Source organism: Methylosinus sp. PW1, from assembly GCF_000745215.1.
Classification (GTDB): Bacteria; Pseudomonadota; Alphaproteobacteria; order Rhizobiales; family Beijerinckiaceae; genus Methylosinus.
On record NZ_JQNK01000009.1, the window covers coordinates 896146 to 921434 of the forward strand.

General features: G+C 64.0%; 24 protein-coding genes and 1 tRNA gene. 5 read left to right on the plus strand and 20 right to left on the minus strand.

Features of this window, described 5'->3' with window-relative positions; translation table 11 throughout:
* Nucleotides 1–102: 102 nt before the first annotated feature.
* The 4 genes from K369_RS13600 to K369_RS13615 form a co-directional block, all read right to left on the minus strand.
* A complete protein-coding gene (locus K369_RS13600; protein ID WP_036286335.1) occupies nt 103–1053 on the minus strand; it encodes an AAA family ATPase in 951 nt (316 codons plus the stop codon).
* Nucleotides 1050–1904, minus strand: a complete 855-nt coding sequence (locus tag K369_RS13605; protein WP_051948640.1) for an ExeA family protein — start codon at nt 1902–1904, stop codon at nt 1050–1052. Before K369_RS13605 ends, K369_RS13600 begins: the two co-directional genes overlap by 4 nt.
* Nucleotides 1901–3349 carry a DDE-type integrase/transposase/recombinase gene (locus K369_RS13610; protein WP_036286332.1) on the minus strand — a complete coding sequence of 483 codons (1449 nt, stop codon included), beginning with the start codon at nt 3347–3349 and terminating at the stop codon, nt 1901–1903. Before K369_RS13610 ends, K369_RS13605 begins: the two co-directional genes overlap by 4 nt.
* Nucleotides 3350–3436: 87 nt before the next feature.
* Nucleotides 3437–4009: a hypothetical protein gene (locus K369_RS13615; RefSeq protein WP_036286329.1), complete on the minus strand. Its 573-nt coding sequence runs from the start codon at nt 4007–4009 to the stop codon at nt 3437–3439.
* Between the two features lie 36 nt (nt 4010–4045).
* On the opposite strand from K369_RS13615, the gene K369_RS27165 reads away from it, so the two are divergent.
* Entirely contained in the window at nt 4046–4537 is a 492-nt protein-coding gene (locus tag K369_RS27165; protein ID WP_036286326.1) for an SEC-C metal-binding domain-containing protein, read from the plus strand.
* Between the two features lie 105 nt (nt 4538–4642).
* Here K369_RS27165 and K369_RS13625 read toward each other — a convergent pair whose 3' ends face one another.
* The 9 genes from K369_RS13625 to K369_RS13660 all read right to left on the minus strand — a co-directional run bounded on the left by K369_RS13625 (nt 4643) and on the right by K369_RS13660 (nt 12270).
* Complete coding sequence (locus K369_RS13625; protein WP_036291892.1) at nt 4643–4882, minus strand: hypothetical protein; 240 nt, start codon at nt 4880–4882, stop codon at nt 4643–4645.
* A 64-nt stretch (nt 4883–4946) separates the two neighbouring features.
* Complete coding sequence (locus tag K369_RS13630; protein ID WP_036291894.1) at nt 4947–5186, minus strand: hypothetical protein; 240 nt, start codon at nt 5184–5186, stop codon at nt 4947–4949.
* A gap of 11 nt (nt 5187–5197) precedes the next feature.
* Nucleotides 5198–5449 carry a hypothetical protein gene (locus K369_RS13635; protein WP_156967888.1) on the minus strand — a complete coding sequence of 84 codons (252 nt, stop codon included), beginning with the start codon at nt 5447–5449 and terminating at the stop codon, nt 5198–5200.
* Nucleotides 5450–5640: 191 nt separating this feature from the next.
* Nucleotides 5641–8136 (minus strand): hypothetical protein, encoded by a 2496-nt coding sequence (locus tag K369_RS24740; RefSeq protein WP_051949279.1) that lies wholly within the window; start codon nt 8134–8136, stop codon nt 5641–5643.
* A gap of 436 nt (nt 8137–8572) precedes the next feature.
* Nucleotides 8573–8908 (minus strand): hypothetical protein, encoded by a 336-nt coding sequence (locus K369_RS13645; protein WP_156967889.1) that lies wholly within the window; start codon nt 8906–8908, stop codon nt 8573–8575.
* Nucleotides 8909–9188: 280 nt separating this feature from the next.
* Nucleotides 9189–9737: a hypothetical protein gene (locus K369_RS13650; RefSeq protein ID WP_198033118.1), complete on the minus strand. Its 549-nt coding sequence runs from the start codon at nt 9735–9737 to the stop codon at nt 9189–9191.
* An 11-nt stretch (nt 9738–9748) separates the two neighbouring features.
* Nucleotides 9749–9895, minus strand: a complete 147-nt coding sequence (locus tag K369_RS26505; protein ID WP_156967891.1) for a hypothetical protein — start codon at nt 9893–9895, stop codon at nt 9749–9751.
* Between the two features lie 74 nt (nt 9896–9969).
* The gene (locus K369_RS24745; protein ID WP_051949281.1) at nt 9970–12006 is read right to left on the minus strand and encodes an AAA family ATPase; all 2037 of its coding nucleotides are present in this window, start codon (nt 12004–12006) and stop codon (nt 9970–9972) included.
* Between the two features lie 188 nt (nt 12007–12194).
* A tRNA-Thr gene (locus K369_RS13660) sits at nt 12195–12270 on the minus strand.
* A 676-nt stretch (nt 12271–12946) separates the two neighbouring features.
* Between K369_RS13660 and K369_RS13670 the strand changes: the two genes are divergently transcribed.
* The 3 genes from K369_RS13670 (at nt 12947) to K369_RS28270 (ending at nt 15617) form a co-directional block, all read left to right on the plus strand.
* The gene (locus K369_RS13670) at nt 12947–13903 is read left to right on the plus strand and encodes a UDP-glucuronic acid decarboxylase family protein (protein ID WP_036291901.1); all 957 of its coding nucleotides are present in this window, start codon (nt 12947–12949) and stop codon (nt 13901–13903) included.
* Nucleotides 13904–14074: 171 nt separating this feature from the next.
* Nucleotides 14075–15172 (plus strand): helix-turn-helix transcriptional regulator, encoded by a 1098-nt coding sequence (locus tag K369_RS13675; RefSeq protein ID WP_051949282.1) that lies wholly within the window; start codon nt 14075–14077, stop codon nt 15170–15172.
* 121 nt (nt 15173–15293) lie between these two features.
* Complete coding sequence (locus tag K369_RS28270; RefSeq protein ID WP_051949283.1) at nt 15294–15617, plus strand: transposase; 324 nt, start codon at nt 15294–15296, stop codon at nt 15615–15617.
* Here the strand turns inward: K369_RS28270 and accC are convergent, their stop codons facing one another.
* From accC to K369_RS27170, 7 genes are all read right to left on the minus strand, one after another.
* The gene (gene accC, locus K369_RS13685; RefSeq protein WP_036291903.1) at nt 15618–16976 is read right to left on the minus strand and encodes an acetyl-CoA carboxylase biotin carboxylase subunit; all 1359 of its coding nucleotides are present in this window, start codon (nt 16974–16976) and stop codon (nt 15618–15620) included.
* A gap of 7 nt (nt 16977–16983) precedes the next feature.
* Nucleotides 16984–17514: an acetyl-CoA carboxylase biotin carboxyl carrier protein gene (gene accB, locus K369_RS13690; protein WP_198033119.1), complete on the minus strand. Its 531-nt coding sequence runs from the start codon at nt 17512–17514 to the stop codon at nt 16984–16986.
* Between the two features lie 6 nt (nt 17515–17520).
* Nucleotides 17521–17964: a type II 3-dehydroquinate dehydratase gene (gene aroQ / locus K369_RS13695; protein ID WP_036291905.1), complete on the minus strand. Its 444-nt coding sequence runs from the start codon at nt 17962–17964 to the stop codon at nt 17521–17523.
* Nucleotides 17965–18046: 82 nt separating this feature from the next.
* Nucleotides 18047–18838, minus strand: a complete 792-nt coding sequence (locus tag K369_RS13700) for a DsbA family protein (RefSeq protein WP_051949284.1) — start codon at nt 18836–18838, stop codon at nt 18047–18049.
* A gap of 48 nt (nt 18839–18886) precedes the next feature.
* Nucleotides 18887–21478, minus strand: a complete 2592-nt coding sequence (locus K369_RS13705) for an LPS-assembly protein LptD (protein WP_036291907.1) — start codon at nt 21476–21478, stop codon at nt 18887–18889.
* A 44-nt stretch (nt 21479–21522) separates the two neighbouring features.
* The gene (lptG, locus tag K369_RS13710) at nt 21523–22608 is read right to left on the minus strand and encodes an LPS export ABC transporter permease LptG (protein WP_036291909.1); all 1086 of its coding nucleotides are present in this window, start codon (nt 22606–22608) and stop codon (nt 21523–21525) included.
* Nucleotides 22609–23293: 685 nt separating this feature from the next.
* Nucleotides 23294–24556, minus strand: a complete 1263-nt coding sequence (locus K369_RS27170) for an SNF2 helicase-associated domain-containing protein (RefSeq protein WP_198033120.1) — start codon at nt 24554–24556, stop codon at nt 23294–23296.
* 204 nt (nt 24557–24760) lie between these two features.
* Between K369_RS27170 and K369_RS28275 the strand changes: the two genes are divergently transcribed.
* Nucleotides 24761–25219: an ATP-binding protein gene (locus K369_RS28275; RefSeq protein ID WP_051949285.1), complete on the plus strand. Its 459-nt coding sequence runs from the start codon at nt 24761–24763 to the stop codon at nt 25217–25219.
* The last annotated feature ends 70 nt before the right edge of the window (nt 25220–25289 follow it).

The window sequence follows — 25289 nt, forward strand, 5'->3', positions numbered from 1 at the left end:
TGGTGGGAAGCGGAAGTGGGAAGTCAACGTCTGAGTGACTTGAGAGGGCATGCGGCCACAGCGGGGCTGATTTGGTTGCGGCCGTTTATCGCGGCGTATCACTCAGCCCGTGGCGAGGCGATAGCCGTCCGTCGATTTGACGATGCGGCCCGCGGCGGCCATGGCGGCCAGACGCTGATAGAGCGTGGTGGTGCGCACGCGGCACAAGGCGCGCAGATCGGCAAAGGGCTGCGGCGCGCCGGCTTCCGCGAGGGCCGCGACGATGCGCTCGTCGATCGAGCGTGCTTCTGCGCCCTGTGCGGGTTGTGGCCTGCCGTCCACGACCTCGAGGGCGAGCGCGTCGGCGCGCTCGGTGAGCTCGAGCCTGATGGCGGGCATGGCCGACGCGGCGCGGTGCTCGACGGTCAGGGTGAGCGCGTCGCCGTCTCGGCGGAGATAGAGGTTGGAGTCGCCCCAGGCATGGAACTCTGAGGAACCACGTAGGCCTTGGCCCGCACGCATGCTGCTCGCGTTCTTTCTCGCGTGGTGGACGAGGATCACGGCGAGGCCGTGACGGCGTTGGAGCTGACGCAGGAACGCCAGCAGCGGCGCCACTTCGCCGCTGATGTTTTCGTCGATGCGATGCAGGCGCACGAAGGGGTCGAGGATGAGCAGGCGCGGCTCCAGCCGCGCGATGGTTTCCTCGAGGCTGGCGCGATCGGCGTCGAGATCGAGGCGCAGCGACGGGGCGGTGATGACCTGGATGTCGAGATCAAAGATGGAGAGGCCGGCCGCAGCGCCGATGCCCTCGATCCGGCGCCGGACGATGTGCGCCGCGTCCTCGGCGGCGTATAGCAGGACGCGGCCGGGCTTGGGTACGCCAAATCGCCTCAGGCAGGGCGCGCCGCCGGCGACGGCGACGGCCAGATCTAGCGCGAGGAAGGATTTGCAGCATTTGGGCTCGCCGCCGATGATGCCGACCGCTTCTTGGGACCACAACCCCGTGACCAGCCAGTCCTTGTCTGGAGGGCGATCGGCGAGCTGATGGGCGGGCGTGACGGGAAGCGGCGTCATCGTCTACGCCGAGTTCCGGCCGCAGTCGAGAGCGGGGCGGGCGGAGGGGCCATGGCGCAAGTCTCGAAAAACAGCTTCTCGTCGATCTGTCGGGCGTCACGCTCGGCGGCCGTCGCGAGCAGCTCGCCCGCAAGCGTCATGAGCGCGCGCAGATTGCCCTGGGAGTGATCGCAGAGGGTCACGATCAGCTCCGGGGTCATCAGCGTCGTCGCGCCGGCCTGCTGCAAGGCGTGTCTGAGACAATCCTGCAGCTCCTGCGGCGTCGCCCGGTCGATAGCGAGGCGAACTCGGATGCGGCTGCCGAGCGGGAGAAGCTCGTCGGACCGCAGACGCTCCACGAGCCGTCCGTCTCCCGCCAGAACGACGGTCAACAGAATATGGGAATCGAGTTTTGCCGAGGACAGCAAGCGCAGCTCGCTCAGGACGAGCGGCAGCATCTCCTGGGCCTCGTCGACGATCAGGACGGGCCTATTGAGAGAGTCGTCGATATGAGCCTGCCAACGCTGTCGCAGGTTCTTGGCTCCGCCCCAGCGGTTGTTCGGGCGAAGCTCGACGCCGAAGAGATCGCCCATCTCGCGATAGAAGTCGCCGATGCCGGCCTGGGGACGGCTGATCACGCCGACCTTGACGTCGCGCTGCGTCGCCAGATGCTCGGCCAGGATGCGCAGGGCGGCGGACTTGCCGGCGCCGGGCGAGCCGGTGACGAGGGCGAAGCCGCCCTCCTCGGCGAGTTGCGCCACGCGCCAGCAGAAGGAGCGCAGGCGCGGCGTGGCGAACAACGCTTCGGTCGGCGCGCCCGGCGCGAAGGGGTTCCACTTGAGGCCGTAGAGCGCCAATAGTTTGGGGTTCAAGACTCTTCTCCTTCGTCCTTGGGCAGGTAGGCGGGCGGCAACCCCGTTGCAGCCCGCTGCTCCATGAGCTTGGCGAGCAGTGGCGCCATGCCACCGGCAGGCTTGATGGCGATGGGCTCCGCCGCGATCGGCTCCAGCGACCGGCGGCGCCCATCGGCGTTCTTGGTCTTGTCCTGCGGGAACAGCCGGCACAGCACCGCGCCGGTTTGCGCGTCGACGAGATGGACCCAGCCGAGGTCCCAGCTGGCGAAGCGGACCTCCAGGCGCGTGAGGTGGCGGTAGCGGTTCGGGGCCTCGAAGCGGCGGCCCTCGATCAGGAGGCTGCCGTCGCTCTTGCGCAGCGTCCGCTGCTCGGTCCTCGTGAAGGCCAGCTTGAGGCTCGCGCTGTCGGGGCTCGGCCGCGTCACCTCGGGGCCGGCGAGAAAACGCGTGACGGGCGCCTCGCCGATCTCCGAATGGATGTTGCGGTTGTACTCGTACTCGACCCAGGCCTGCGTCGCCTCGTTGAGCGTCGCCAAGCTGAGGTCCTGCACATCCTCCAACATGGCCATCAGCCGGCCTTCGACTGGACCCCAAAACGCCTCCTGCTTGGCGTTCTGATAGGGGCTATAGGGGAGCGTCGTCTGGTGCAGGACTGCGAGCCGGCCGAGGCCCTCGCGGATCTCCGCCGCAGTCATCGCCGCGCCATTGTCGCTCATCGCGGCGCGCGGCAGGCCGCGCTTCTGGATCGCCTGTGACAGACCATGCGCGACGTTCTCGGCCGTCTCCGCCAAATACCATTGCAGATGACAGGCGAGTCGCGAACGGTCGTCGAGAATGCCGAGCAACATTGGCGTGCGCCACTCGCCACGCGGCGTCAGCACCTTGCGCGAGCCGTGATGGAAATCCCAATGCCACAGGCCGTTGACATATTCGGCCTCGTAGCTGCGGACCTCGCGTTGCTCGAGGCGCGCCTCGGCCCGCAATGCGCCCGCCGTCAGCCGCGAGGTGAGCGGCCGGCGTTTGTCCAGACCATTGGCCCTGAGGAAGCGAAGGACGGTCGCATAAGACGGCACGGGTTGAAGCTCGGGCCGACTCGAAGCCAAGGCGACCAGATTGTCCCAGTGCAGCCTGACGCTCCAGCTCTTGTGCGCAGCGTATTGGGCGAGCAGCGCCTGGCGCAGCGGCACGCCGAGCGCTGTCTGCTGGCCGGCGTCCTGGCGACGTTTGCGGCGCAGGACGGCGATAGGGTCCTGACGCTCTCCGAGCGCCCGATAATACCAGCGCTCGATCGTGGAGGCGCCAAAGCGCACCGGCGCGCCGGTCGTTGGATGGCGCCATTCGCGCGCCGCAAGCTCAACGAGCGCCGAACGGAGCGCGCCCTTCTCGGGCGGCGCAGCGAGAAGCTGCCCGATCACCGAAAAGCGCAGCTGCGCCCATTGCTCGTGCACCCGCCCTTTCGCCATGCCGACGCTCCTTGGAGTGGACTGGCGGACGGTAACGGCGGGGCCGTCGACCCGCGACGGGCGTCTTCTGCGGGCCGACGAAAACCCTCATGCAGCGAGCATCGGCGCGGCCCCTCCGGTGATCGGCAAAAGCAATCGCAGCAGCGCGGTCAGTCGTTCGGCGGTGGCGCCGGAAAAGCGATCCAGGAGCGCCGTCGGCAGCTCCTCTCGGGCGACGGGCGGCATGAAGGCGGCCGCGGCCACCCTCCAGAACGGGCTTGCGGCGAAGACATCGCGCCACCATTGGCGCCAGCGCTGAATCGTGTTGCGGCTTGCGCCGACAAGGTTGGAGAGCTCGCGAACCGACGCCGCCGCGCCATTGCGTATCGCCGAAACCAGCACGACGACCGCGCTGAGAAACACCTTGCGCCCGAGAAACCGGAACGACGAGGGCGTCGCGCGCTTGCGGCAGTCCTGCACAGCGCAGCAGAAGCTGAAGCGCAAATTGTGGTCTGCGCCGAGCCCGGCGGGACCGCCTCTGGGCTTGCGCAGGAAATTGCCTGAATGAAGCGCGCCGCCGCAGCGCGCGCATCTCACCTCGCGCGCCCTCGCCGCAAGATCGCGGTCGAAGGCGAGGAGAAGCTCGTGGAATCTGGCGTCCGCCAGCAGGGACCGATACAAGGGATGCCTCGTTCTTGTTCGAGAGTGAAAGCCGCGATGGCCAAGATCGGACGCAATGACGCCTGCCCCTGCGGCAGCGGCAAGAAGTACAAGCACTGCTGCCTCGCCAAGGATGAAGACGCCGAGCGCGCCGCCCACGCGGCACGCGACGCGGCCGACCGCGCGGCCCGTGTCGCGGCCGCCGAATTATGGAGCTTCGACAGCGACGAGGATATGGACGATGAGCTGACCGTGGCGTCGAACGCCGTTGTCGATCTCGTGCACGCGGGCGCGCTCGATGAGGCCGAGCGCGCCGCCCGCGAACTCCTCCAGCGCTTTCCTGACATGCATGACGGTTATGATCGCCTGGGCATGGTCTATCAGGCCAGAGGCGAGGATCGGCAAGCGGCCGACTGCTACCGGAAGGTCATCGACATCATCCGCTCGCACAAAGAACAATACGACGCCGAGTTCGAAACCGTCTTCCACAAGCTCATAGAGCAGCTCGACCCGCCAATCGCGCCTCCACACGAGAGTCAGTCTTCCTGAAATCACGATGAGTGAAGGGCTCGACTCGCAGCCCATCACGTATCCTGCTCAAAAAACCGGGTTCATGCCCTCATTTTGTCCGCGCACGCTCACCGGTCTGGAACTTCATGCCGACTCCTTCGACAATCGCTCCGCGGCGGCTATCGTCGAGGCCAGGATTCGGCGTTTTGCACGGTGGGCTTCCCGCGAAGACTTGAACGGGCCGAGCATACCCTCCCCTGCGGGCAGGTGCTCGTCGATGACCCAGTATTCCTGCATCCCCGAGTCGATCCTGCTCCGCCCAGTCACGCGGTATCTGGATTCATGGATCGCGATGATCCGCATGATTCTTTGCACGATTCCCATCAAATCCTCCCGAAGTCGACGCCAATGATGTCCGACCACTCGATCGCTTCCGCCGGCATCAGCATCACAGGGACTCCTTGGACAGACGTTCCACGATCCGCTCCAGTGCGGCCGCCGCGCCGGGATTGAGGGACAGCATCCCGCGAACGACGAACTGCCTTTGGGCCGGATCTATTCGCGATGTTTCGTTGATCCCGGAAACCAGAGCGCCGGCAAGAACGTCATCGCGGCGATCTCCACGAAGGCCGCCAGACTGCTCGATCACGGCGGCCCACTCGATCGCTTCGAGGGCGGACAGGGACATCAGGACTTTCCTCAGTCCCAGAATTTTCTTGCATCATGCGGGCGCACCATTTGCATCCGCACCATCTCCTCAAGACGCTGCAACTCCATTTCAAAGACCCGGCGAAGGATGTCATTTTCCTGAGGTGTTTTTCCGCCTTCTTCCTTCTCCGAAAGCAGGAAGGCCAGCAGCTTCTCCTGATACTCAATGGCATCCTTGCTCGGACGACGACCTTTGACCGGAGAACGAGCAGAAGCCCGCTGCATCTTCCTTTCGAGAGACATTGGATTCTCCGTGCTTGTCGTCGGCAGCGTGTTATCCGACCTTCAAATCAATCGGTGAATCCAATCGTGGTAAAAATCAACGGTGCGAAATGTCTTTCTGAAACGCATCGAATCCAAGGATTATTCGCTATAAGAAATATCGGGCGTTTATTTCGTATAGCGAATAAAATCCCGATACGAAGGCAGGGCCGTCATCGCCGGCGCCGCTTCTGCGGCTTTTCATATTGATTCCTCTTCACTCCCATAGCCGCGTCCATTTCGGCCATTTCCTCAGGGGACGCCGTGCCTCCCCACCACGCCAAAAACTTCAGTGCGCGCGCGTCGCCTTCCGGATCAGGCTCTGAATAATTTGCCGTCGGAATCTTCGGATTCGCTTTTGTAGGACAATCATTCGTGCCGGCCGATGAATCCGAATTTGAATTCTCGACCGCAGGAACATTCTTCGAGTCCAGTGCCGTCCCATCGCCATTCCCAATTTCATTCACGCGAATTGCCGTCTCCGAAGACCTTTCAACGGATGTGGAGATGGAAATCGTAGAAGGCGGAATCGACGGTTCAATTCGTGACGACGACTGGCCGAATCTTCCAAAACGTGAAGGACGGCTCTTGTGAATGACGGAGCAATTCGAAGCGGACTCCTCGACCGCAGGAATATCGTTCGATGCAGGAATCTTCCCGTCTCCATTCTCGTCGTCATCCACACCAATGATCGTCTCCGGAACGATGGATGTCGTCGATGACGGGGACGACGACTGGACAATCCTTCTTCCAAACCGTCGTGGATTCCCTTTCACGTCGATGGTCTTTGAGACATTCGCATCGACCTCGCCGAGAGATTCCCCACCGACGGTCTTCGAAATAGCCGCGCTTTCCACGGCCTTTTCACCATCGTTCTCGACCGAGATTCCAACCGTGGCCGACGTCCTCAACAATCCGCCACGCAGACGAGCCAATTGCCGTCCCAGATCGGACTTACGACGTGCGAAATCCGCAATGTCATTCACGGCCTGAATCTCCAATTCATCAACGCAGTCGTCTTCCATCCACCACGACGGAATCTCCACACCATCTTCATTCGAATTATCGTCTGAAGCCGGCAGGGACGGAATGACGATGTCGGACGCGACGACTCTCTCGATGCTCGGACGTTCGATCTTCGTTTCGTCTTCCATCTTTTCCCTGCGAATTCCTTCTCCATTCCGGGGATCTATAGACCTTCGTTTATCGCGAGAGGCGCAATCGTCCTTTGTTTGTTGGGGAGTCGACCTGTCGTTCATGTATTTATAAGCGGTCGGCTTGCTGACTCCGGCCTCGCGAGCGATGGACGCAGCCGAGACTTCCTTCCCGGCTTCTCGAAGTCTCGAGATCGCAGCAAGAACGGCGTTGCGGGCGGTCGCCGCTCTGCATTCTGCGGAATATTGGGCTCCGACCGCCTGACGCTCGGAAACCGTCTTCAATCCCTTGACGCGGTCCCGGCACGCTCCCCAGTCGCGCCCGTTCGCGGAGCAGCGATTGGGATCCCATCGCCCGGCGGCATAGAGCGCCACGCGACGGATCATTTTCATCAGCCGCTTTTGCTCGGACTTCTTTTGAAACATATGTACGATTTCAGCGACGCATTTCGCCTCGAGGATGTCCGCCAGCGCTTCCGTGTCGCCGATCACGGCGAGATATTCGGGATCTCCGGCATGATGCATCCTTCTCAGCGAGTCGAAGGCGATGCGCTGCGCCGTGCAAAAGGCCGCATTGGAATCGTTCTTGTCCAATCCCGAATCCAGCGCCGCAGCGTCCCTGGCGAGATCCCCATACCGGCGGCCAGTGTCGACGCATTCTGCCCATTCCGTTAGATCGGGAAACGCCGTCCCGTTCCAGATTTCCCTGGTCCAGTGGGGACTGAGCGGGTTCTTGCCTTTCCCCTCGTTGGCGATCGCGCTGATGTCCGCGCCGAGGTGCAGCAGCGCCGCGGTGCATCCGCGCACTACGCCGTCGAACAGCGCCATGATGCGCTTGTTGCAGCGCTCGTCGTCGGGGTCGTACCAGACCTGCGAGCCGTACGGCAAAAGCCACCAAAGATGCGGACGCCGCAGAGTTCCGTCATGCTCGACAAACCCGACCGGAATGTGCGGCAGACACGGCAGATCTCCTCGATCGACGACCTTCTGAAGCTCGTAGCGCAGGTAGGCCATCGAGGGGAAGTCCATGTCGAGATCGACGCGCCAGCCGTGTCTCATCAGCCGCGTCAGTTCGATGACCGGCATGTCGAGAGCCAGCAATTTGCTGTCTGCCAGCGGCAGGAATCCCTTTTCATAGCCGGCATGCAAAGAATTCGCGATGCGCTTTTCGATGAGTTCGTTGGTCTCGTCGCCGAAGCGTTCATGCGTCCGACCGTGGTAGACGCGGGGGGTCGCCGCGATGAAACGCCGGAGGACGTGCTCCTCCTCGGACGCCAGCCCAATCTCATGGAACGGATCGATGAAATAGGCGCCGACCATCCCGCCCGGCCATACGAAGCCGTCTTCGAGACGCTGCTTCACGAGATCCATTCGCGACTGATGGCGCTCGATCGAGGTCTTGGCGAGCTCGGAGACTTCCGCCGTGGTGATCTTGCGCTTTCGACGCCTCAACTCGCTTCGAATGCCGCGCATGGCGGCATAGTCGGAGTCGAATTTGTCGATGCTGACGTCCATCGGTGGCTCGAAACAAAACGAGCGCCGAGAGGCCCAACCCCCTCTCGGCGCTCTGAACCGTGCGCAAATGCCTGCGCGACGGATCTCGGAATTCGTTTCGATGCACGGTTGGGACGTGCACCACCGAAAATGGCGCCGCCTTCCGCATGCCGCAATAGGCTTTTGCTCGATATATTAATATGTTAAGCGTTATGCCGCTCTCGGACACCCGTGTAAAACAGACTCTTTCACACCTTCAGATCCCGCGACGCATCCAGAGTCGAAAAATCACTTTCGCGTCGTCGGCGACACATGGAGGCAATTCTGGATACGTTTTCGACGCATCGAAAATGCGCGCGTCGCGAGACGCCATGAAAACTTTTTGAAAATATTTTTTCGAGAGCCGTCGAAAATGGGGTTGAAGCGCCTTTTTCGACGGGATCGACCCCCGAGGGCCTCACGGGCAGCGCAGGAAATCGTGCTCGGCGCCGCCGTTGATCCTCAACCCAATCCGCTCATAGTCGCCATCTGAATAGCTCCGAGCCGTCACCGTGGCGTCCTTGAGACTCGCCCCGAACGCCTTGTCGCACGCGCCTTTCCACGTCACCACGCTGCCGGAGCGACTCACCGAATTGAACCGGCACCGCAATTCCGGTGACGAGATCTCCTTCTGCCCGATGATCATCGCCGCGAACCCGCAGGCTTCCCCGTCGCTTCCCCAGCGTCCGACAATCGATTTGGCTGCGAATGCCGGTGTAGAAGCGATGACCAGAACGAGTAGAATTTTCTTCATCGATGCCATCCGTAATCGTTTTACCATTTTGGACCCCCGAAATAATCGTTTTTCCATGCCTGTAAGCGTTTTTCCATATTTCAGACCTCGAGAATCAGCGGTGCGAACGTCGTGTTTTCCGGCAACGCCCCATAGCCTCTAGGCCCGTAGCCTTTCGGATTGCAGATCACGCGAGTGGCGCCGACCATGTAATCCGACGACGAATGCATATGCCCGTGAATCCAGAGCTTCGGGTGCAGCAGTTTGATCGTGCCTTCGAGATTTGACGCGAACGCCGGCGTCAGCGGGTCATCGATAAATTGTGGCGCGATCGATCCGGGATGCGGCGCATGGTGCGTGACGACGACGGTCGGGCCGTCGAACGGCTGCAAAAGCTCCGAGCGAATATATGCGAGATCCTCTCGATGACGTTGCAACGCATCCGCCGGCGTGAACTGGCGGTCGCGACGTGAATCAGGCGGTGGTCGTTCAGATACCGAGCCGCCTCGGCCATCGCCGCAGCAGGGTCTCCGTAGAGATTGTAGTCAGTCCAGAGCATCGCGCCGACGAATCTCACGCCGTCGATGACGACGGAGCGCCGGTCGAGCAGATGTACGGGCACGCCTTGCGCGACGAGTTCGGCCATCGGAATGCTGCCGCCGTCGATATTTCTCGAATAAAATTCATGATTGCCAGCGACATAGACAACCGGCCCCGTGAACGCCGCCGAGGCCCATCGCACGGCTTCCGCAGGCGGCGCGTGGATATCCCCCGCCAGCACTACGACGTCATGCTCGGGCAGATCAGGCGGCGCCCATCGCGGTCCGTGCTCGATATGCAGATCGGACATGACAAGGATTCTCATAGCACAATCCCCTTTCCGCTTACGATATCAGCGGCGCGGCGCGCCAGGATCCCACGCTCGATCTCGGCGCGATCCGCATCATATTTTATTTCGACGTATTCCTCGCGCTCTCCGACCGGCAGAAGGCGATAGATGCGATCCATCGCGACGTCTGCCGATAGTTCACCGGCGCGCCAAGCGATCGCGACTTTGTGGACGGAGCCTCCGAAGACCCTTCTCATCGGCTGGCCTCCGTGAAAACGTCGTCCGCCACTGCTGTCTCGGCAACATCCTCGGTCGCCTCGATCAACTCAGCAATCTCCTCGCCGGTGAGAAACCGCTCGCGATCCGCCGCCTTCGCGAGTCGCAGCAGCGCGGAATGATGCTTGCGGACGAGATCGAAAGTGGTCGCATAGACGGCGTCGAGCGTCTTTTTGACGGCCGCCTCCGTGGCGATTCGATTCTCGAAATGCTCCTCGTCGATATGCAGCAGCCCCGCCGCGCCCAGGCCACCACGCGTGTGAAGCGTCCTCGCAGTCGCGGTCGCGGCTTCGATATCCGCGACGCACAATGTCGAAGGCTCGCCGAGGACGACATGCTCGGCGGCGCGCCCGGCCAGCAGGGTGCCGATGTTGTGATGAAAGTCGCGCTCGAAAAACATGTTGGACTTGCCGACGTGGACGTATCCGCGATCGATATCGAGGAAGTCGATCTGCACTCGATGCAGATGCGCGACAAGCGCATGTCCGGACTCGTGCAGCGCCGCCCGCCACGGATCGACGCCATGCGGTTTGATCGACCCTCGCACCGCCTGGACGAGATCATCCGCAGTCACGCGACGACGAGCGCGCCGAGCGATTCTGCGAGCGTCACGACAGGCCATTTGGATTTCGGCGGGCGTCATTCCTCGGCACGCGCGGGCCGCACGGGCGTCGTGGAAGCCCAGATGGTGGCGGACGATCCCCGGCAACTCGGCGACGCCGGGCGCGGGGATGACGACGTGGCGGTCCAGACGACCTGGGCGCCGCAGCGCGGGGTCGATCTTGTCGGCGTGATTGGTGGCCGCAATGACGATGATCCCATCGCGTCCGTTTGCGCCGTCGAGAAACGCCAGCCAAGCGTTAATGATCGGCCCGAACCAGGAATCGTTGTGGCCGTTGGCGCCGCGAGTGCCGATGGAATCCAGCTCATCGAGGAAAAGGAGAAACGGGCCGCTCGCCGCCTTCTTTTTCCACGCGGTGAACTGCTTCTTGAGTTCCTTGCAAACGGAATCGCCGCCCACGGAGTTACCGTGCCAATCGGAATACGTGCTGACAACGAGAGGCAGCCCACACTCCAGCGCGAGCGCGTTTGCAAACGTCGTCTTGCCGCAGCCGGGAGGTCCGGAGAGAAGGACGCCCTTGTCGACGTCATGCCATCCGATCCGTCCGTCCTTGTAGTCCCGCAGATCCGCAGCGAGCTGAAGACCCCACTCCTTTGCGGCTCCGAAACCGGTCATCGCCGAGAGCCTTTTCACGACGTCGGCCGCCGCGTCCCCGATCGGCGCAGCGGATTCCGCGATCATGGCCTCGAGGTCGTCCATGTCGTCGTTGATCTTCGCGGTCGACCGCTTCTCAGCAGCCCGGATTCTTCGGCGAATGCGGTCCAGCGCCTCGTCGACGGAGATTCCATGGCGCAGCACGGATTGCGTCCACTCGACTGTCGCGTCGACATAGACGTCATCGAGCGACAGATAATGATCCGAGCGCGTCACAGCCCGAAAGATCCGCCCGAACGTCGCGGGCTCGTCGAGATCCATCAGGATTCGCATCGAGTCGGACATCTCGACCAGGGACGGCGGCAGCTTGCTCACGCGACCGATCCCGATGACGGTCGCGCACGACTGCCAGAGCGCCGTGAACGTCTTGTCTTCGGCGTCGTCGAGAACGATGCCGATATCCCGTCCGGAGACCGGGTTCAGGGTGACCCGTCCCTTAAACAAGGCGACGAGCATTTCCTTGACGCAGCCGCCGACCTTCGAATCGTCCTGCACGATCAGGATGTGGGTGCCGTCGAGGATGCGGTCGTCGATTCCCGAGGCGTCGAGGACGGCGGCGCCGATGATGAGGTCGAGATAGTCGCTGCGGGCGGGATAGTCGGGGACGATGAGATCGTTGGTCGTCTCGTCGCGGAATTGGTCGGCCCAGGGCTGGTCGCCGTCGTCGGGCTTGGCGGTGGTCGCCGGCGGGGTATTCAGCAGTTTCAGAACGCGTTGGGTCCAAATGTCCTTTTGCATGGGTTGCACCTTTGTCTTAGGCGCAACCATATACCCCGGAAATACCAGGCAAATCCGCGGCTGGACCCTAAAATTTTACTGTCCTGAAATTTGACGATTTTCAGGACAGCGACCCGGGGCAGCGTTGCCCCACCGTTGCCCCCGCCGGCGTTGCCCCGGCGCAGTATTTCGCTAAACTACTGAAATATTGGTGCCGGTTGCAGGATTCGAACCCGCGACCTACTGATTACAAATCAGTTGCTCTACCAGCTGAGCTAAACCGGCGTCTCGACCGAACGATTTTGCGTTGCGGCGTCGAGCCTCTCTATACGCTGCCGTGTCGTTTCGGAAAAGAGCGCAGCCGCTGGCTCGGGCGGGCTTTCCGTTTCGAATGAAATGTTCGAGCCGCTCAGCATTCACTCCAGGCGCCGGCGGCGCTTCACGGCCGTCGCGAGTGGAAGCAGCAATTCTAAATCGTGCCCGCGCGAAAAATTCAGCCTGCGATCTGTTTTTCGATTTCGGGGGGCGGCTTGGAGTCGATCAGGGTGGTCATGAGGGTCCGCCAGTCTGGAAAGACCAGAGAGGCGGTGATGGTGCGAATGAGCTCGAAGAAACGCTTTCGGGCGCGCTTGGCCTCGCGGGCTTCGACCCACAGTCGCAGACGGTGTGCATGGCGAAGGCCAGGAGGTTCATGGCGGCGAACAGCATGGCGAGGTTCTGCTTGCCATGGCCGAAATTATGCTCGAGATGGAGGCGGTCGAGAATCAGCACCTCAACCTTGAATCAGAAAGCCGAGCTTTCGAAAACCAAAAATCGCAACCCGGCCACGGCCATTTAGAATTGCTAGAGGGGAAGCGGCGGCGTTGCGCGGCTCGGAGCGAGATGCTATCTGAAGCTGCAGCGCCGCGGCGAATCGCAATGCGAGAACACGCTGCTTTTCGGGGCTGTGCAGGGCGCTCGCATGGAAAGCCGCAGAATTCTCGTTACGGGTGGCGCGGGTTTTCTCGGGTCGCATCTTTGCGAGCGGCTACTCGCGGCGGGACACGAGGTCCTCTGCGTCGATAATTTCTTCACCGGCCAGCGCAGAAATGTTCATCACCTGCTCGATCACAATAATTTCGAGCTGCTGCGCCACGACATAACCTTTCCGCTCTTTGTCGAGGTCGACGAGATCTATAATCTCGCCTGCCCCGCCTCGCCGATCCATTACCAATTCGATCCGGTGCAGACGACCAAGACCAGCGTGATCGGCGCGATCAATATGCTCGGCCTCGCCAAACGGCTGAAGGTCAGGGTGTTTCAGGCGTCCACATCGGAGGTCTACGGCGACCCTTCCGTGCATCCGCAGCCGGAATCCTATTGGGGCAACGTCAATCCGCTGGGACCGCGCGCATGCTATGACGAAGGAAAGCGTTGCGCCGAGACCTTGTTCTTCGATTATCATCGACAGCATAAGTTGAAGATCAAGGTCGTGCGCATCTTCAATACTTATGGGCCGCGCATGCACGCCCGCGACGGGCGCGTCGTCTCCAATTTCATCGTGCAGGCGCTCAAGGGCGAGCCCATCACCATCTATGGCGAAGGCCAGCAGACGCGCTCCTTCTGCTATGTCGACGATCTCATCGGCGGCTTCACCGCGCTCATGGATTCGCCCGACGATATCGTCGGCCCCATCAACATCGGCAATCCGAATGAATTCACCATTCGGCAGCTCGCCGAGCAGGTGATCGACCTCACCGGCTCCTCCTCCACGCTCGTCTTCGAGCCGCTGCCGGCGGACGATCCCAAGCAGCGCCGGCCGGATATTTCCGCGGCGGAACGCCTGCTCGGCTGGGGACCGACAATTCAATTGCGCGAAGGGCTGCTGCGCACCATCGCTTATTTCGACGAGCTGCTCGGCCGGCCGCGCGAGGGCTGAACGCTTTCCGATCGCCGTGGACCGCCGGCGAGGGATGATGTTCACCGCGCGAAGGAGCCCCTTCGAGCAGAAATCGCCTTTGTCGCGAGCATGTGCGCGCGAAGGTCTCACATTCGAAGCCGCACGGCGGAAATATTGCGTCCTCGCCCGTGATCGCCACAGATGTCGCCAATGCAGAGACTCCCCTCGCCGCAATTCGACCGCCTGGCCGATCGCATCTATGAGGCCGCCGTCGTTCCGGAACTCTGGCCAGACGTGCTGGATGCGGTCGCGAGTCTCAGCGGCGCCTTCGGCGGCATTTTATTCGCAGCCAATTCGCAATTTTCTGGTTGGACCGCCTCGCCGCGCATCGCGCCCATGTTCGCGGAATTCGTCGAGCGGGGATGGGCGACGCGCAATCCGCGACCGGCGCGCGGGCTCTCCTTCGGCGCCGCGGGCTTCGTCAGCGACCAAGAGCTGTTCACGCCGGAGGAAATGGACGCCGATCCGACATACGCCTATCTGCGGAGCCTCGGGCTGGGCTGGTGCGCTGGCCGCATCGCCGTCCCGCCCTCGGGCGACATGCTGATCTTCAGCTGGGAGAGGCGCTTCGTCGACGGCCCCTTCGATCGCGCCATGCTAGACGCGATGGATGCGATCGGCGGCCATCTCGCCCGCGCGGCGCTGATCGCCGCCCGGCTCGGCCTCGAGCGCGCGCGCGCCGCCGCGGAGACGATGCGCGCTCTCGGCCTGCCGGCGGCCGTGCTGTCGCGCGAGCATCGGCTGCTGCTCGCCAATGATCTCTTCGCGCGCTTCGTGCCGTCGCTGGTGCAGGATCGGCGCGAGCGCGCCGTCATCGCCGATCCGCGCGCCGATGCGCTGTTCGCGCAGGCGCTCGCCCGGCTGCGCGTCGTCGGCGCGCCTGCCGGGGCGCAATCGCTGCCTGTGCCCGCGCGCGAGGGCGGGCCGCCGCTGGTCCTGCATCTCGCGCCGATCCGCGGCGCCGCTCAGGATGTGTTCGCGGCCGGCGAGTTGCTCCTGATCGTCACCGAGCTGACCATCGGCGCCACGCCCAGCGCCAGCCTGCTGCAAGGGCTGTTCGACCTCACCCCCGCGGAGGCGCGCGTCGCCCGCGCCATCGCCGCGGGCCGCGCCGCATCCGAGATCGCGCGGGAGCACGGCGTTTCGGGCGAGACCATTCGCTCGCAGCTCAGAGCCGTCTTCGCCAAGACCGGCGTGTCGCGTCAGGCGGAGCTGGTGCGCCTGCTGTCGGGCGCGACGCTGCCCTGATCGCTTCTCCTCCATTCGGGGGATACGCCGAAAGCGCGACCGCTATAGGAGAGAACGCAGCATTCTCGCGGAAAGCGCGCGCGACGCGCTTCAGCGCACGAGACGGCGTGCGGAGACCTTTGTGATCGACGGCCGGCTGGACGATGGCGAATGGGCGCTCTGCGCGGGTTTCGTCATCGAGACGGGGACAAAGCGCGGCCGCCCGCCGCGCGACCACCGCCGCGTCATAGACGGCGTGCTGTGGATCGCGCGGACGGGAAGCGCCTGGCGCGATCTGCCGCCGCGCTATGGCAATTGGAGCACGGTCTACCGGCAGTTTCTGCGCTGGTCCGACGCCGGCCAATGGAGCCTGCTGCGCGAGGCGGCGAAAGCCGCCGGCAGCGCGGAGCTGGAGACCGCGCTCGCCGCCGTTTGCGCCCTGCCCGGCCGCCGCAAGGCGCGCTGATCAGAAGCTCGGGTCTATGCCGCCCGTCGCCAGAAAATGCTCGAGCCAGTGGATGTCATAGACGCCATTCTGCACGTCGGCGTTGCGCACCAGCGTGCGGAACAGCGGCAGCGTCGTGTCCACGCCGTCGATGATGAACTCGTCCAGCGATCGCCGCAGCCGCATCAGCGCCTCGGTGCGGTTGCGGCCGTGGACGATGAGCTTGCCGATCAGCGAATCGTAATTGGGCGGGATCGTGTAGCCCTGATAGGCGGAGGAATCGACGCGCACGCCGACGCCGCCCGGCGGATGGTAATAGGCGATGCGTCCCGGCGAGGGCCGAAAGCTCGACGGATGCTCGGCGTTCACGCGGCATTCGATCGCATGGCCCCAAAACCAGATGTCCTCCTGCCGCAGCGACAGAGGCGAGCCGGCGGCGACGCGGATCTGCTCGCTGACGAGATCGACGCCGGTCACCGCCTCCGTCACCGGATGCTCGACCTGGATGCGCGTGTTCATCTCGATGAAGTAGAAGGCGCCGTTCTCGTAGAGGAACTCGATCGTTCCCGCGCCGGCATAGTGCATCTCGCGCATCGCCTTGGCGCAGATCTCACCGATCTCGGCGCGCTGCTCGTCATTGAGCGCGGGCGAAGGGCTCTCCTCCCACACTTTTTGGTGACGGCGCTGCAGCGAGCAATCGCGCTCGCCGAGATGGATCGCCTGCCCTTTGCCGTCGCCGAAAATCTGAATCTCGATATGGCGCGGCTTGTCGAGATATTTCTCGAGATAGACGGTGTCGTCGCCGAAGGCGGCCTTGGCCTCGGCGCGCGCGGTGGCGATGGCGGAATGCAGCTCGGCCTCGCTGCGGGCGACCTTCATGCCGCGGCCGCCGCCGCCGGAGGCGGCCTTCACCAGCACCGGATAGCCGATCTTCGCAGCGACCTTCGCGCCTTCCTTGCCATCGGCGATGGGGCCGTCGGAGCCCGGCACGCAGGGAATGCCGAGACGCCTCGCGGTCGCCTTGGCCTCGATCTTGTCGCCCATCAGGCGAATATGCTCGGCCTTGGGGCCGATGAAGGTGAGGCCGTGCTCGGAGACGATCTCGGCGAAACGGGCGTTCTCCGACAGAAAGCCATAGCCGGGATGCACGGCGTCGGCGCCGGTGATCTCACAGGCCGAGAGCAGCGCCGGAATGTTGAGATAAGATTCGCGCGCCGCCGGCGGGCCGATGCAGACCGATTCGTCCGCGAGCTTCACATGCATGGCGTCGGCGTCCGCCGTCGAATGCACGGCCACTGTGGCGATGCCGAGCTCCTTGGCGGCGCGCAGAATGCGAAGCGCGATCTCGCCGCGATTGGCGATGAGGATTTTGTCGAACATGGGCGACCTACTCGATCACGAGGAGCGGTTCGCCATATTCGACCGGCTGTCCGTCTTCGACCAAAATGGCCGTCACCACGCCGCCCTTGGGCGCGACAATGTCGTTGAAGGTCTTCATCGCCTCGATCAGCAGCAGCTTGTCGCCGGCGGTGACGCGGGCGCCCACCTCGACGAAAGGCTTGGCGTCCGGGCTCGGCCGCAGATAGGCGGTGCCGACCATGGGCGATTTCAGCGCATCGGCGTGCTCCGCCGGAGCCGGCGCAGCGGGCCGGGCGGCGGGCGCCGGAGCGGCGATCGGCGCGGGCGCATAGGCGGCGGCCGGCAGAGCGATGGTCGCATGGGCGGGCGCGGCCGGCGTGCGCGCGGCGCGAATGCGCAGATCGCCCTTCTGGACCTCGATCTCAGTGAGATCGCTCTCGCCGAGCAGACGCGCGATCTCACGCAGCAGCTCGGTGTCGACGCCGGCGGCTCCGGCGGCGGCGGCTTTCGGTTTTGCGGCGGGGGTAGTGGTGCGACGAGTCTGGACTTTGCGCGCCATGATTGCTCAGGTCTTTCTTTCTTCTCGATCGAACAATGCGTTCAGCGCCAGCACATAGGAATCGGCTCCGAAACCGGCGATGACGCCGCGAGCCACAGGCGCGATGAAGGAGTGATGTCGAAAGCTCTCCCGTGCGTGCACATTGGAGAGATGCACCTCGACGACCGTCGCTCCCGAGCCCTTTATGGCGTCATGGAGGGCGATCGACGTGTGGGTGAAGGCTCCGGCGTTGAGAATGACCGGCGCGCCGGCCTTGCCCGCCTCTTGTATCCAATCCACGAGGTCGCCCTCATGGTTGGACTGCCGGAACAAAAGCTCGATCCCGCGGGCGGCGCAAATCTCGGCGAGCCGCGTTTTTATGTCGTCGAGCGTCGCGCGGCCGTAGACCTCGGGCTCGCGCGTCCCGAGCAGATTGAGATTTGGACCGTTTAGAACATGGACGGCGGGCATAAAGGGTCCTGACGAAGGGCGCGCGCCGCGCCGGCGCGCCCCTTCTAGCCTCATTGCCGCCGCGAAGGAAGCCCCGCCTCCGTCAGCAGATGGTCTTGCCGCATTTGCGGGTATTTTCGATCTTGGCTTTGAGCGGCTGGAAGCCGACCGCGCCGATGATCACTTCCTTGCCCAGAACCCAGGAGGGCGTGCCGGTCAGATTGAGGCTGTCGGCCAGCTCCATCACCTCTTTGATCGAGGCCTTGACCTCGGGGCTCTTGGAATCCTTCTCGAGCTTGGCCGTGTCGGCGCCTAGCTCCTTGGCGACGGCGATCGCCTGCGCCTTGCCGACGGCGCCGCGCGTGTTGAGCAGCTTGCGGTGGAATTCGTAGAATTTCTCCGGCTTGAGCTGCAGGCGCGCGGCGGTCGCGATCTCCGCCGCCTCGACCGAGCCGGCGCCGAGCACCGGGAAATCCTTCAGCACGACGCGCAGCTTGGAGTCGCCCTCGATGAGCTTGGCGACATCGTCCAGCGCGCGTTTGCAATAGCCGCAGTTATAGTCGAAAAACTCGACGAGGGTGACGTCGCCGGAGGGATTGCCGATCACCGCTTGGCTGGCGGAGTTGAACAATTTGTTCGCGCCCTGAGTCACCGCCTTCTGCCGCGAATCGGCTTCGGCGACCTTCTGGCGGCGGTCGAGCTCGTCTATGGCGTCCCGAATCACCTCCGGATTGGCGAGGAGATAGTCGTGGACGATCTTCTCGATCTCGGCCTTTTGCGGAGCGGCGGTCTCGGCGCGCAGCGGCGCGGCGAGGGCGGCGAGGCCGATGACCGCGGCTGCCGCGGCGCGGGCCAGAGCGCTCTGGTCGAAGATTTGGGCGAGCCGCAGCGGCATGGGGAAATCTCCTCGAAGGGTTCGGAACGTCGTCACGACGTTCGCTCGTCAGGGCTGAGTGCGCACGCCGTCATTGAGCTGGAGCGAGCCGAGCCCGTAGTTGAACTTGGCGTCGCCCAGCGTGCGCAATTGCAGCGACACCATGATCGTCTGGTTCCGCGAGAGCCCGCTCGAGGTGTTCCCTTGGAAAACCGACGAATAATTGATGGAAAAGGTGGTGCACTCGTCCTTGTAGCCGCCCCCCAGGCCCAGCGCAGCGACAGAGAACAGCGGAGCCGATCCCGTGATAGTGCTGCCCGTCAGCGTGATATTCGTCGCCGGCGAGACGGTCAAGGAATTGTAGAGATAGCGGCTCATGTCGAAAGTGGCGGAGCCGGTGAGAAAATAATTCTTGGTGATGTCGTAGCGGCCGTTCACCGACATGCCCTGCCGGCGCTGGTCGAAGCCGATGACCGGCTGCGAGGCGTAGTTGGCGTATTGCAGGTTGACGGTGAGCGGATCGAGCTTGAACGAGGCGATGACATCTATGCGCCGGCCGCGCAATCCGTCTGGATCGAAGCGTCCCTTGCCGACGATGCTGAAGAATGAGGAGGGAGCGATGGCGAGGCGGCCGACCCAATCCGAGGTGCGCGTGTCGAGACCGGAGGAGAGACCCACATTGGCCGCATCGGCCGTGGAATAGCCGTTCTTGCCGGCGAGCTGCCGCGACTGGCCGGCGAGCGCATTGATGAAGCCGCCATTGGCGAAGGTCATGGTCGCCTGGCCGCCGTAATTGACGCGCGTGCCGGTCTCGAAACGGTCGTAGCCGGAATATTTGCTCCATTCGAACAGGTTGGAGTCGTCGAAGACCAGGCTCTGCGCGTCCATATTGACGAGCGAGGGAATCGACGTCTGGTTCGGCCGCGCCACCAGTTGAGCGATCGGCTCGACGACGAGATCGCCGAGACTGCTGCGCGCGAGAATGGGATAGCGCCATTCGACGCCGCCGCCCGGCGTCGCCTGACCGCGAAACACGCTGTCCGAGCCGTTGACGAACAGCGATTGCGCCGAATTGGGAATCGGCTGCCAATAGCTGTTATAGGCGGCGTAGGAATTACTGGTGTCGTAATTGAGATAAGAGCCCGTCACGCGGGTGAAGGCGAAAGGCGCCCACACGCCGCCGAGCGGATCGATGATCCGGCGCTGCCAGGAGGCCATCGCCGTCGCATGCTGATAGTCGCCGCCGACGCCGCGCAGCAGACAGCCGCTCTTATAAGGGTCGGCCGAGGGCGAGTAGAGCTGGCAGACATTGTAGAGGCCATAGAGCGAATCGAGCGTGCGCGGCTGAATCGACTCGTAATTGGCGATGCTGGCCGAGGTGCTGGTGAAATTGGCGTCCAGCGTGATCTGGCCGCCGATGCCGAAAGTCTTGGCCGGATCGACGTCGAAAGCGCGATTATAGTCGAGCAGCGGATGCACGACCGGCTGCTGCGCCTGCACGTCGGTCGCGGACAGTCCCTGGAAGTAATAGCCGCGCAGGTCGAAATAGCTGCGCGGCCCCTGCCCCGTCAGATAGACGGTGGAGGACGCCTCGCGGAAGAAGTAGTTCTGCAGGAAGCTGTTGTACTGCTTGTAGTCCTGCAGGAAATAGCGATCGCTGAGCGCGGTGACGTCCCAGCCGAAGCGCCAATTGTCGTTGAGCGCGAACTCGCCGTTCGAATAGACCGAGCCGCGCCAACGCTCGTTGCGCGCGCCATAGGGCGCGATGGTGAAGGCGCTGGGGTCGCTGACATGCGTGCCCTCGGCGCGGATGATGTAAGAGCCGTTCTCCATCCGCTGGCGGAACTCGGCCGAGAGGAACGGCCCCTGCCGGGTGAAGCCGGTCGGCGTGATGGTGAGGTCGTAATCCGGCGCGATCGCCCAATAATAGGGCACGCCGACGCCGAAGCCGAGCTGCTGGCGATAGGTCAGCTGCGGATTGAGGAAGCCGGACTTGCGCTTGACCGAGGGATCGGCCGACCAGAAATAAGGAATATAGGCGATCGGCGTCCCGAACAGCTCGAGCGAGGCGTCCTCGTAATAGATCACCTTCTCGTCATTGTCGTGGATGATGCGCTTGGCGTGCACCGTCCACAGCCGCGGCTTGGCCGGATCGTCCTGGCAGGCGTCGCAGGCCGTATAGGCGCCCTGGTCGAAGGTCGTGACCTCGCCCGTCCGCTCGGCGCGGGGCGCGGTGAAATGCGTGCTCTCGGCGCTCTCGACCTGCAGGCTTTCGATGAAGCCGTTCTTGAAGTCGTCGGTGAAGTCGAAGCGCTCGGCATAGGCGACCGTTCCGTCCTTCTCCGTCAGCTTGGCGTGGCCCTCGGCGTAGACGCGCTGCGTGTTACGGTCATAGATGACGCGATCCGCCTCCAGCACACGGCCCTTGTAATAGATCTGCACGGAGCCGCGCGCGGTGACGACATTGCGGCGCTCGTCATAGGCGAGCTCCTTCGCCTCCACCACCATGCGCTGCGCGCTCTCCGCCGGCGGCGCAGCCAAAGGCTGCGCGCGCGCCGTGATGGGCGCGGCGGCGAGAAAGACCGCGAGGGCCGGGAAAAGGACAGGCAGGACCCGGGAGACGCGACGCGACAGGGCTGGCGCGGAGCGGAGGCGCTCCACGCGTGGCCTATGTTCGCGAGTGCGGCGACGACGGCGAAGGCCCATCAGCCGTCCTCCGAATGCAAGAGAGCGAGCGCACCCAACATGCTTCCGACGAGAGCAGGCGACCAAGCAGCGACGAGCGGGCTTATGACGCCTGCGCCACCCAGATCGGAAAAGATTTTCGTGCCGATATAAAGCACGAAGCCCGACGCGACGCCACCCGAAATGGTCCGCGCGATTCCGCCGAATCGAAAGAATCTTAATGAAAAGGAAGCGGCCACGAGAACCATGGCGACGAGCAGCAGCGGTCGCGCGAGAAGTGTCTGAAACTGCAGCGCATAGCCGGTCGGATCGAGACCGGCGTCGCGGCTGCTGTCGCCGAGCCGCGGCAGATCCCAGAAGGGCGCCCCCTGCGGCGGCGTGGCGGCGGAGGCGAGCTGCTCGGGGGTCAGATCGGTGGCCAGGAGATAGGAGCCGACGGCGCGCGATTCCTCCCCCGGCGCGCTGACGCGGGCGTCCTCGAGCACGAAGACCCCGGCCTGCAGCCGCGCCCGATGCGCCTCGACGCGCTCCAGGAAGACTCCGTCCTTCTGATAGACATTGACGCTGACGCCATCGAGCGCGAGCCCCCCTGCCCGCACATCGACCGCATGCATGATCGCCTGGCCGTCGACGCCATTGAGGCGGAACCATTTGCCATGATCGATGCGCACGCTGCCCTCGACGCCGAAAAGATCCAGCTCCATCTGGTCGGAGCGCATCTTCATCATGGCGGAGACAGGATTATAGAGCGTGACCGAGACGATCCCGATCGTCGCCGCCACCAGGGCGGGCGGCAGCAGGAACTGCCAGACCGACATGCCGGAGGCGCGGGCCACCACCAGCTCGAGCTTGCGGGTGAGGTCGACGAAGGTCGCCATGGAGCCGAACAGCACGGCGAAGGGGAGAATCATCTCCGCCGTGGCCGGGACGCGCAGCAGCGTCATCAGCGCCACCGTGCCGGCGCCCGCCTGCGGCACGTCGCCGGCGCGGCGCAGCAGCTCCACGAAATAGACGACGAACATGAGACAGAACATGGTGACGAAGATCGCCATGATCGTCCGGGTGAAGCGCGCGGCGAGATAGCGCGTGATGGTGACGCCGATCATGCCGCCCTCGCACGGCGCGACGACGCCGGCACATGTCGCGCAGAACCAATCGCCATCGCCCGTCGTCGCCCTTCCCCCCGATGCGCCCCGCCCGGGCGCGGCTGATCCGAGCCGCTTGGCTAGACGCTCCGCCGCCGCGGCGCAAGCCGAGGCCGGCGCCAGGGTCGATCGGCGGCCAAGGCAAGCTGCCCCCCGCTCGAGGCTTTTCCTGGGCGGAGCGCACGCCCACCGCGGTTCCCCTCAGGAATATCGACACGTCTTTCGCGACCGCTTCGGCGGGATATTACGGCTGGAAAGGGGCGGATGCGCTCGATCGCGTCTTTCCGGCGATCTCCTCCTGCCGCTTCCGCCAATGGCGCGCCTCAGGTTTCACGAGATCGAAGTCGCTCTAATCTCGCGACAATCAGGACGCGGCGCCGAGGGCGCCCGCTCGCTTCGTCGACTGGGTCTTGCGCGCCGATGACTTCGCCTTTGGCGCGTTTCTTTCGCCGGGCGACGCGACCCGCTTCGGATCGGCGACGGCGTCGGGGATGATGGACGACGGCTTCTTGTTCCGCTTTTGTCCTGCCCCGTCCTCATTGGCGTTGGATCGCGGCCTTGCCTCGGGCGCAGCGACAGGCGCCGTGAGACTTGTGGTCGACGCCGAAGCTGCGCGCGCCCCACCCTGCCGGCTCGGCGATTTGGTCTATCGACTTTTCGACTCCGGCGCTTTCGAAGCCGCCATTTTGGGACCGGCCGTCTTCCGCGTCCCGACGGGCGCGGCCTTCGTCGCCGCTACTCGCGGCGAGGGCGCGGGCTCGAAGGATGCGGGCGACATGTCGATCCCGAACAGCGCGGCGACATCGTCCTGTGCGAGAATGCGCTCGCTCGCTTCCGGACGAGATGCGGCCGCCGCAGCGTCGGCGTTCGAGACCGGCTCCGCGCTGTCGACGCCGCGCAGAAGGAATAGCGGCTCCGGCTGCGCATCGAGGCGCGCCCCGACGCCATAGAGCATGGCTGCGACATGCTTGCACATATCCGCCCCGTCCGGGCAGGAGCACGACATTTCGATCTCGCGCGGGGCCGGGAACAGGCCGTCGTCCTCGCGGCAGATCCGCTCCATGACATTCTTCGAAATCTTGCCTTTCAGCAATTCGACCAGCGAGCCGATCGAGCCGGCGCAGTCGCGACAGATCGCCTTCCAGCGCCCGGATCGGCGTCGACGGCGGTCTGTGGATCGCGACAGGCGCAGCGTCTCGGCGAGCCAAGGTCCGGCGTCGATATGTCCCCATTTCGCATCGCTCGGCGCGCCCGCCTTCGCGCCGATATCGGCGCCGGCGACGAGGCGCATCGACTGCGCGAAATTCAGCCCCTCGGCGCCAGCGAGCTTCTCCACAGCCTCGAAGCGCCGGAGCGTCGTCCGCAGCCGCTCGCGATCGATCTCGACCCATTTGCCGCGCAGCAGCGCGAGACCGTCGGTCGCCGCCAGCAGACTCTCTATCTCCTCCGCCGTCAGCGTCTCACCGTCGAGCGTGACGCGCATGTCGAAATCGAGCATTTGCCGGGCGCCCACCCGCGACGGCGCGTTGGAGCCGATCGTCGCCTCGACCTCGGGACGGCTCGGACGATTCACGCGCCAGCTCGCCGACATTCGCACCACCAGCCCCGAGGACTCCATCGTCTCGACGCTCTCGAGGAAGCGCTTGGCGTCTCTCGGCGTCCAGCGCAGCGGGTGGAAAATTTCGCCGGCGTCTACGATCTCCTTCAGCCAGTCCAGCCGCTCCGCCGCATGGCTGACGGGCTCCAGCAGCTCGAGCAGCTTGCGCTTGTCGTCGGCGAAATCGCGCAGCGCCTGCGCGAGCGGCGCATGACGCAAGTAGCCGTGCTCGTCGAGCGAAGCCGCATAGGTCGCCATGAAGGCGAACGGAAGATCGGGATCGCGCCGGTTCTCGGCGAGGTTGAGATGCACGCGACCGACGAGCCGCCAGCGGCGAGCGCCTCGAGGCGTAAAGCGACCTCGTGCCGACCGGCGCGACTCGTCCTCCCGCCTCTCGAGGCGCAGCGCGCCATGCGGCGTCAGGACGGGCATGAGTATAACAGACATGAGCGATGGGCAGTCTTTAGAAGGTGAGCGCTTCATACTATCAGGAAATCATCGACGACGCGCGATCTCATGCCGATCCTGCGGGTGGGACGGGCCTCGTTCCGAGTCATTTTGTGGTGTGACCGCCCGATCCGACTATCGGCAGAAAACGCGCGTATCATCCTCTCGCATCTCGCCGATAATGCGGCGCGCCATGGCGCCGCGTATTTGACGATCGCGGCCGCCGCGCAGAGCGAGGACCTGTGTGTCGCGGTCCGGGACAATGGTTCAGGCGCTTCGCGCGCCAATCGCGAGAAGGTCTTCGACAGTTTCTTCACGACGCGGCGCGACAGCGGCGGCACAGGCATGGATCTCGCCATCGTGCGCGCCATGCTGCAAGCGCATGGCGGAAGCATCGCTCTCGCGGAGGATGGCGAGGGCGCGCCAACGGGCGCGGCATTCGTTTTGACCATCCCGCTCGCGAATGGGACACATCGCAATCATGAAAACACGCTTGGCGATCTGCGCGGCGATCATAGCGCCGCATAGCAAAGCCAGAGCTTGCCAATCGAGCCGTGTGACGGCAATTTCAGCTCGGCATAGAGGTTCAGCGGGCTTA

Bases quoted from the DNA above. Each gene is read 5' to 3' on its own strand.
- K369_RS13635 (WP_156967888.1), bottom strand. From the start codon at position 5,449: ATGTCTCTCGAAAGGAAGATGCAGCGGGCTTCTGCTCGTTCTCCGGTC.
- K369_RS13670 (WP_036291901.1), top strand. From the start codon at position 12,947: ATGGAAAGCCGCAGAATTCTCGTTACGGGTGGCGCGGGTTTTCTCGGG.
- K369_RS13675 (WP_051949282.1), top strand. From the start codon at position 14,075: ATGCAGAGACTCCCCTCGCCGCAATTCGACCGCCTGGCCGATCGCATC.
- K369_RS13600 (WP_036286335.1), bottom strand. From the start codon at position 1,053: ATGACGCCGCTTCCCGTCACGCCCGCCCATCAGCTCGCCGATCGCCCT.
- accB (WP_198033119.1), bottom strand. From the start codon at position 17,514: ATGGCGCGCAAAGTCCAGACTCGTCGCACCACTACCCCCGCCGCAAAA.
- K369_RS24745 (WP_051949281.1), bottom strand. From the start codon at position 12,006: ATGCAAAAGGACATTTGGACCCAACGCGTTCTGAAACTGCTGAATACC.
- aroQ (WP_036291905.1), bottom strand. From the start codon at position 17,964: ATGCCCGCCGTCCATGTTCTAAACGGTCCAAATCTCAATCTGCTCGGG.
- K369_RS13650 (WP_198033118.1), bottom strand. From the start codon at position 9,737: ATGTCCGATCTGCATATCGAGCACGGACCGCGATGGGCGCCGCCTGAT.
- K369_RS27165 (WP_036286326.1), top strand. From the start codon at position 4,046: ATGGCCAAGATCGGACGCAATGACGCCTGCCCCTGCGGCAGCGGCAAG.
- K369_RS28275 (WP_051949285.1), top strand. From the start codon at position 24,761: ATGCCGATCCTGCGGGTGGGACGGGCCTCGTTCCGAGTCATTTTGTGG.
- K369_RS13645 (WP_156967889.1), bottom strand. From the start codon at position 8,908: ATGAAGAAAATTCTACTCGTTCTGGTCATCGCTTCTACACCGGCATTC.
- K369_RS13630 (WP_036291894.1), bottom strand. From the start codon at position 5,186: ATGTCCCTGTCCGCCCTCGAAGCGATCGAGTGGGCCGCCGTGATCGAG.
- K369_RS26505 (WP_156967891.1), bottom strand. From the start codon at position 9,895: ATGGATCGCATCTATCGCCTTCTGCCGGTCGGAGAGCGCGAGGAATAC.
- lptG (WP_036291909.1), bottom strand. From the start codon at position 22,608: ATGATCGGCGTCACCATCACGCGCTATCTCGCCGCGCGCTTCACCCGG.
- K369_RS13700 (WP_051949284.1), bottom strand. From the start codon at position 18,838: ATGCCGCTGCGGCTCGCCCAAATCTTCGACCAGAGCGCTCTGGCCCGC.
- accC (WP_036291903.1), bottom strand. From the start codon at position 16,976: ATGTTCGACAAAATCCTCATCGCCAATCGCGGCGAGATCGCGCTTCGC.
- K369_RS13625 (WP_036291892.1), bottom strand. From the start codon at position 4,882: ATGGGAATCGTGCAAAGAATCATGCGGATCATCGCGATCCATGAATCC.
- K369_RS13610 (WP_036286332.1), bottom strand. From the start codon at position 3,349: ATGGCGAAAGGGCGGGTGCACGAGCAATGGGCGCAGCTGCGCTTTTCG.
- K369_RS24740 (WP_051949279.1), bottom strand. From the start codon at position 8,136: ATGGACGTCAGCATCGACAAATTCGACTCCGACTATGCCGCCATGCGC.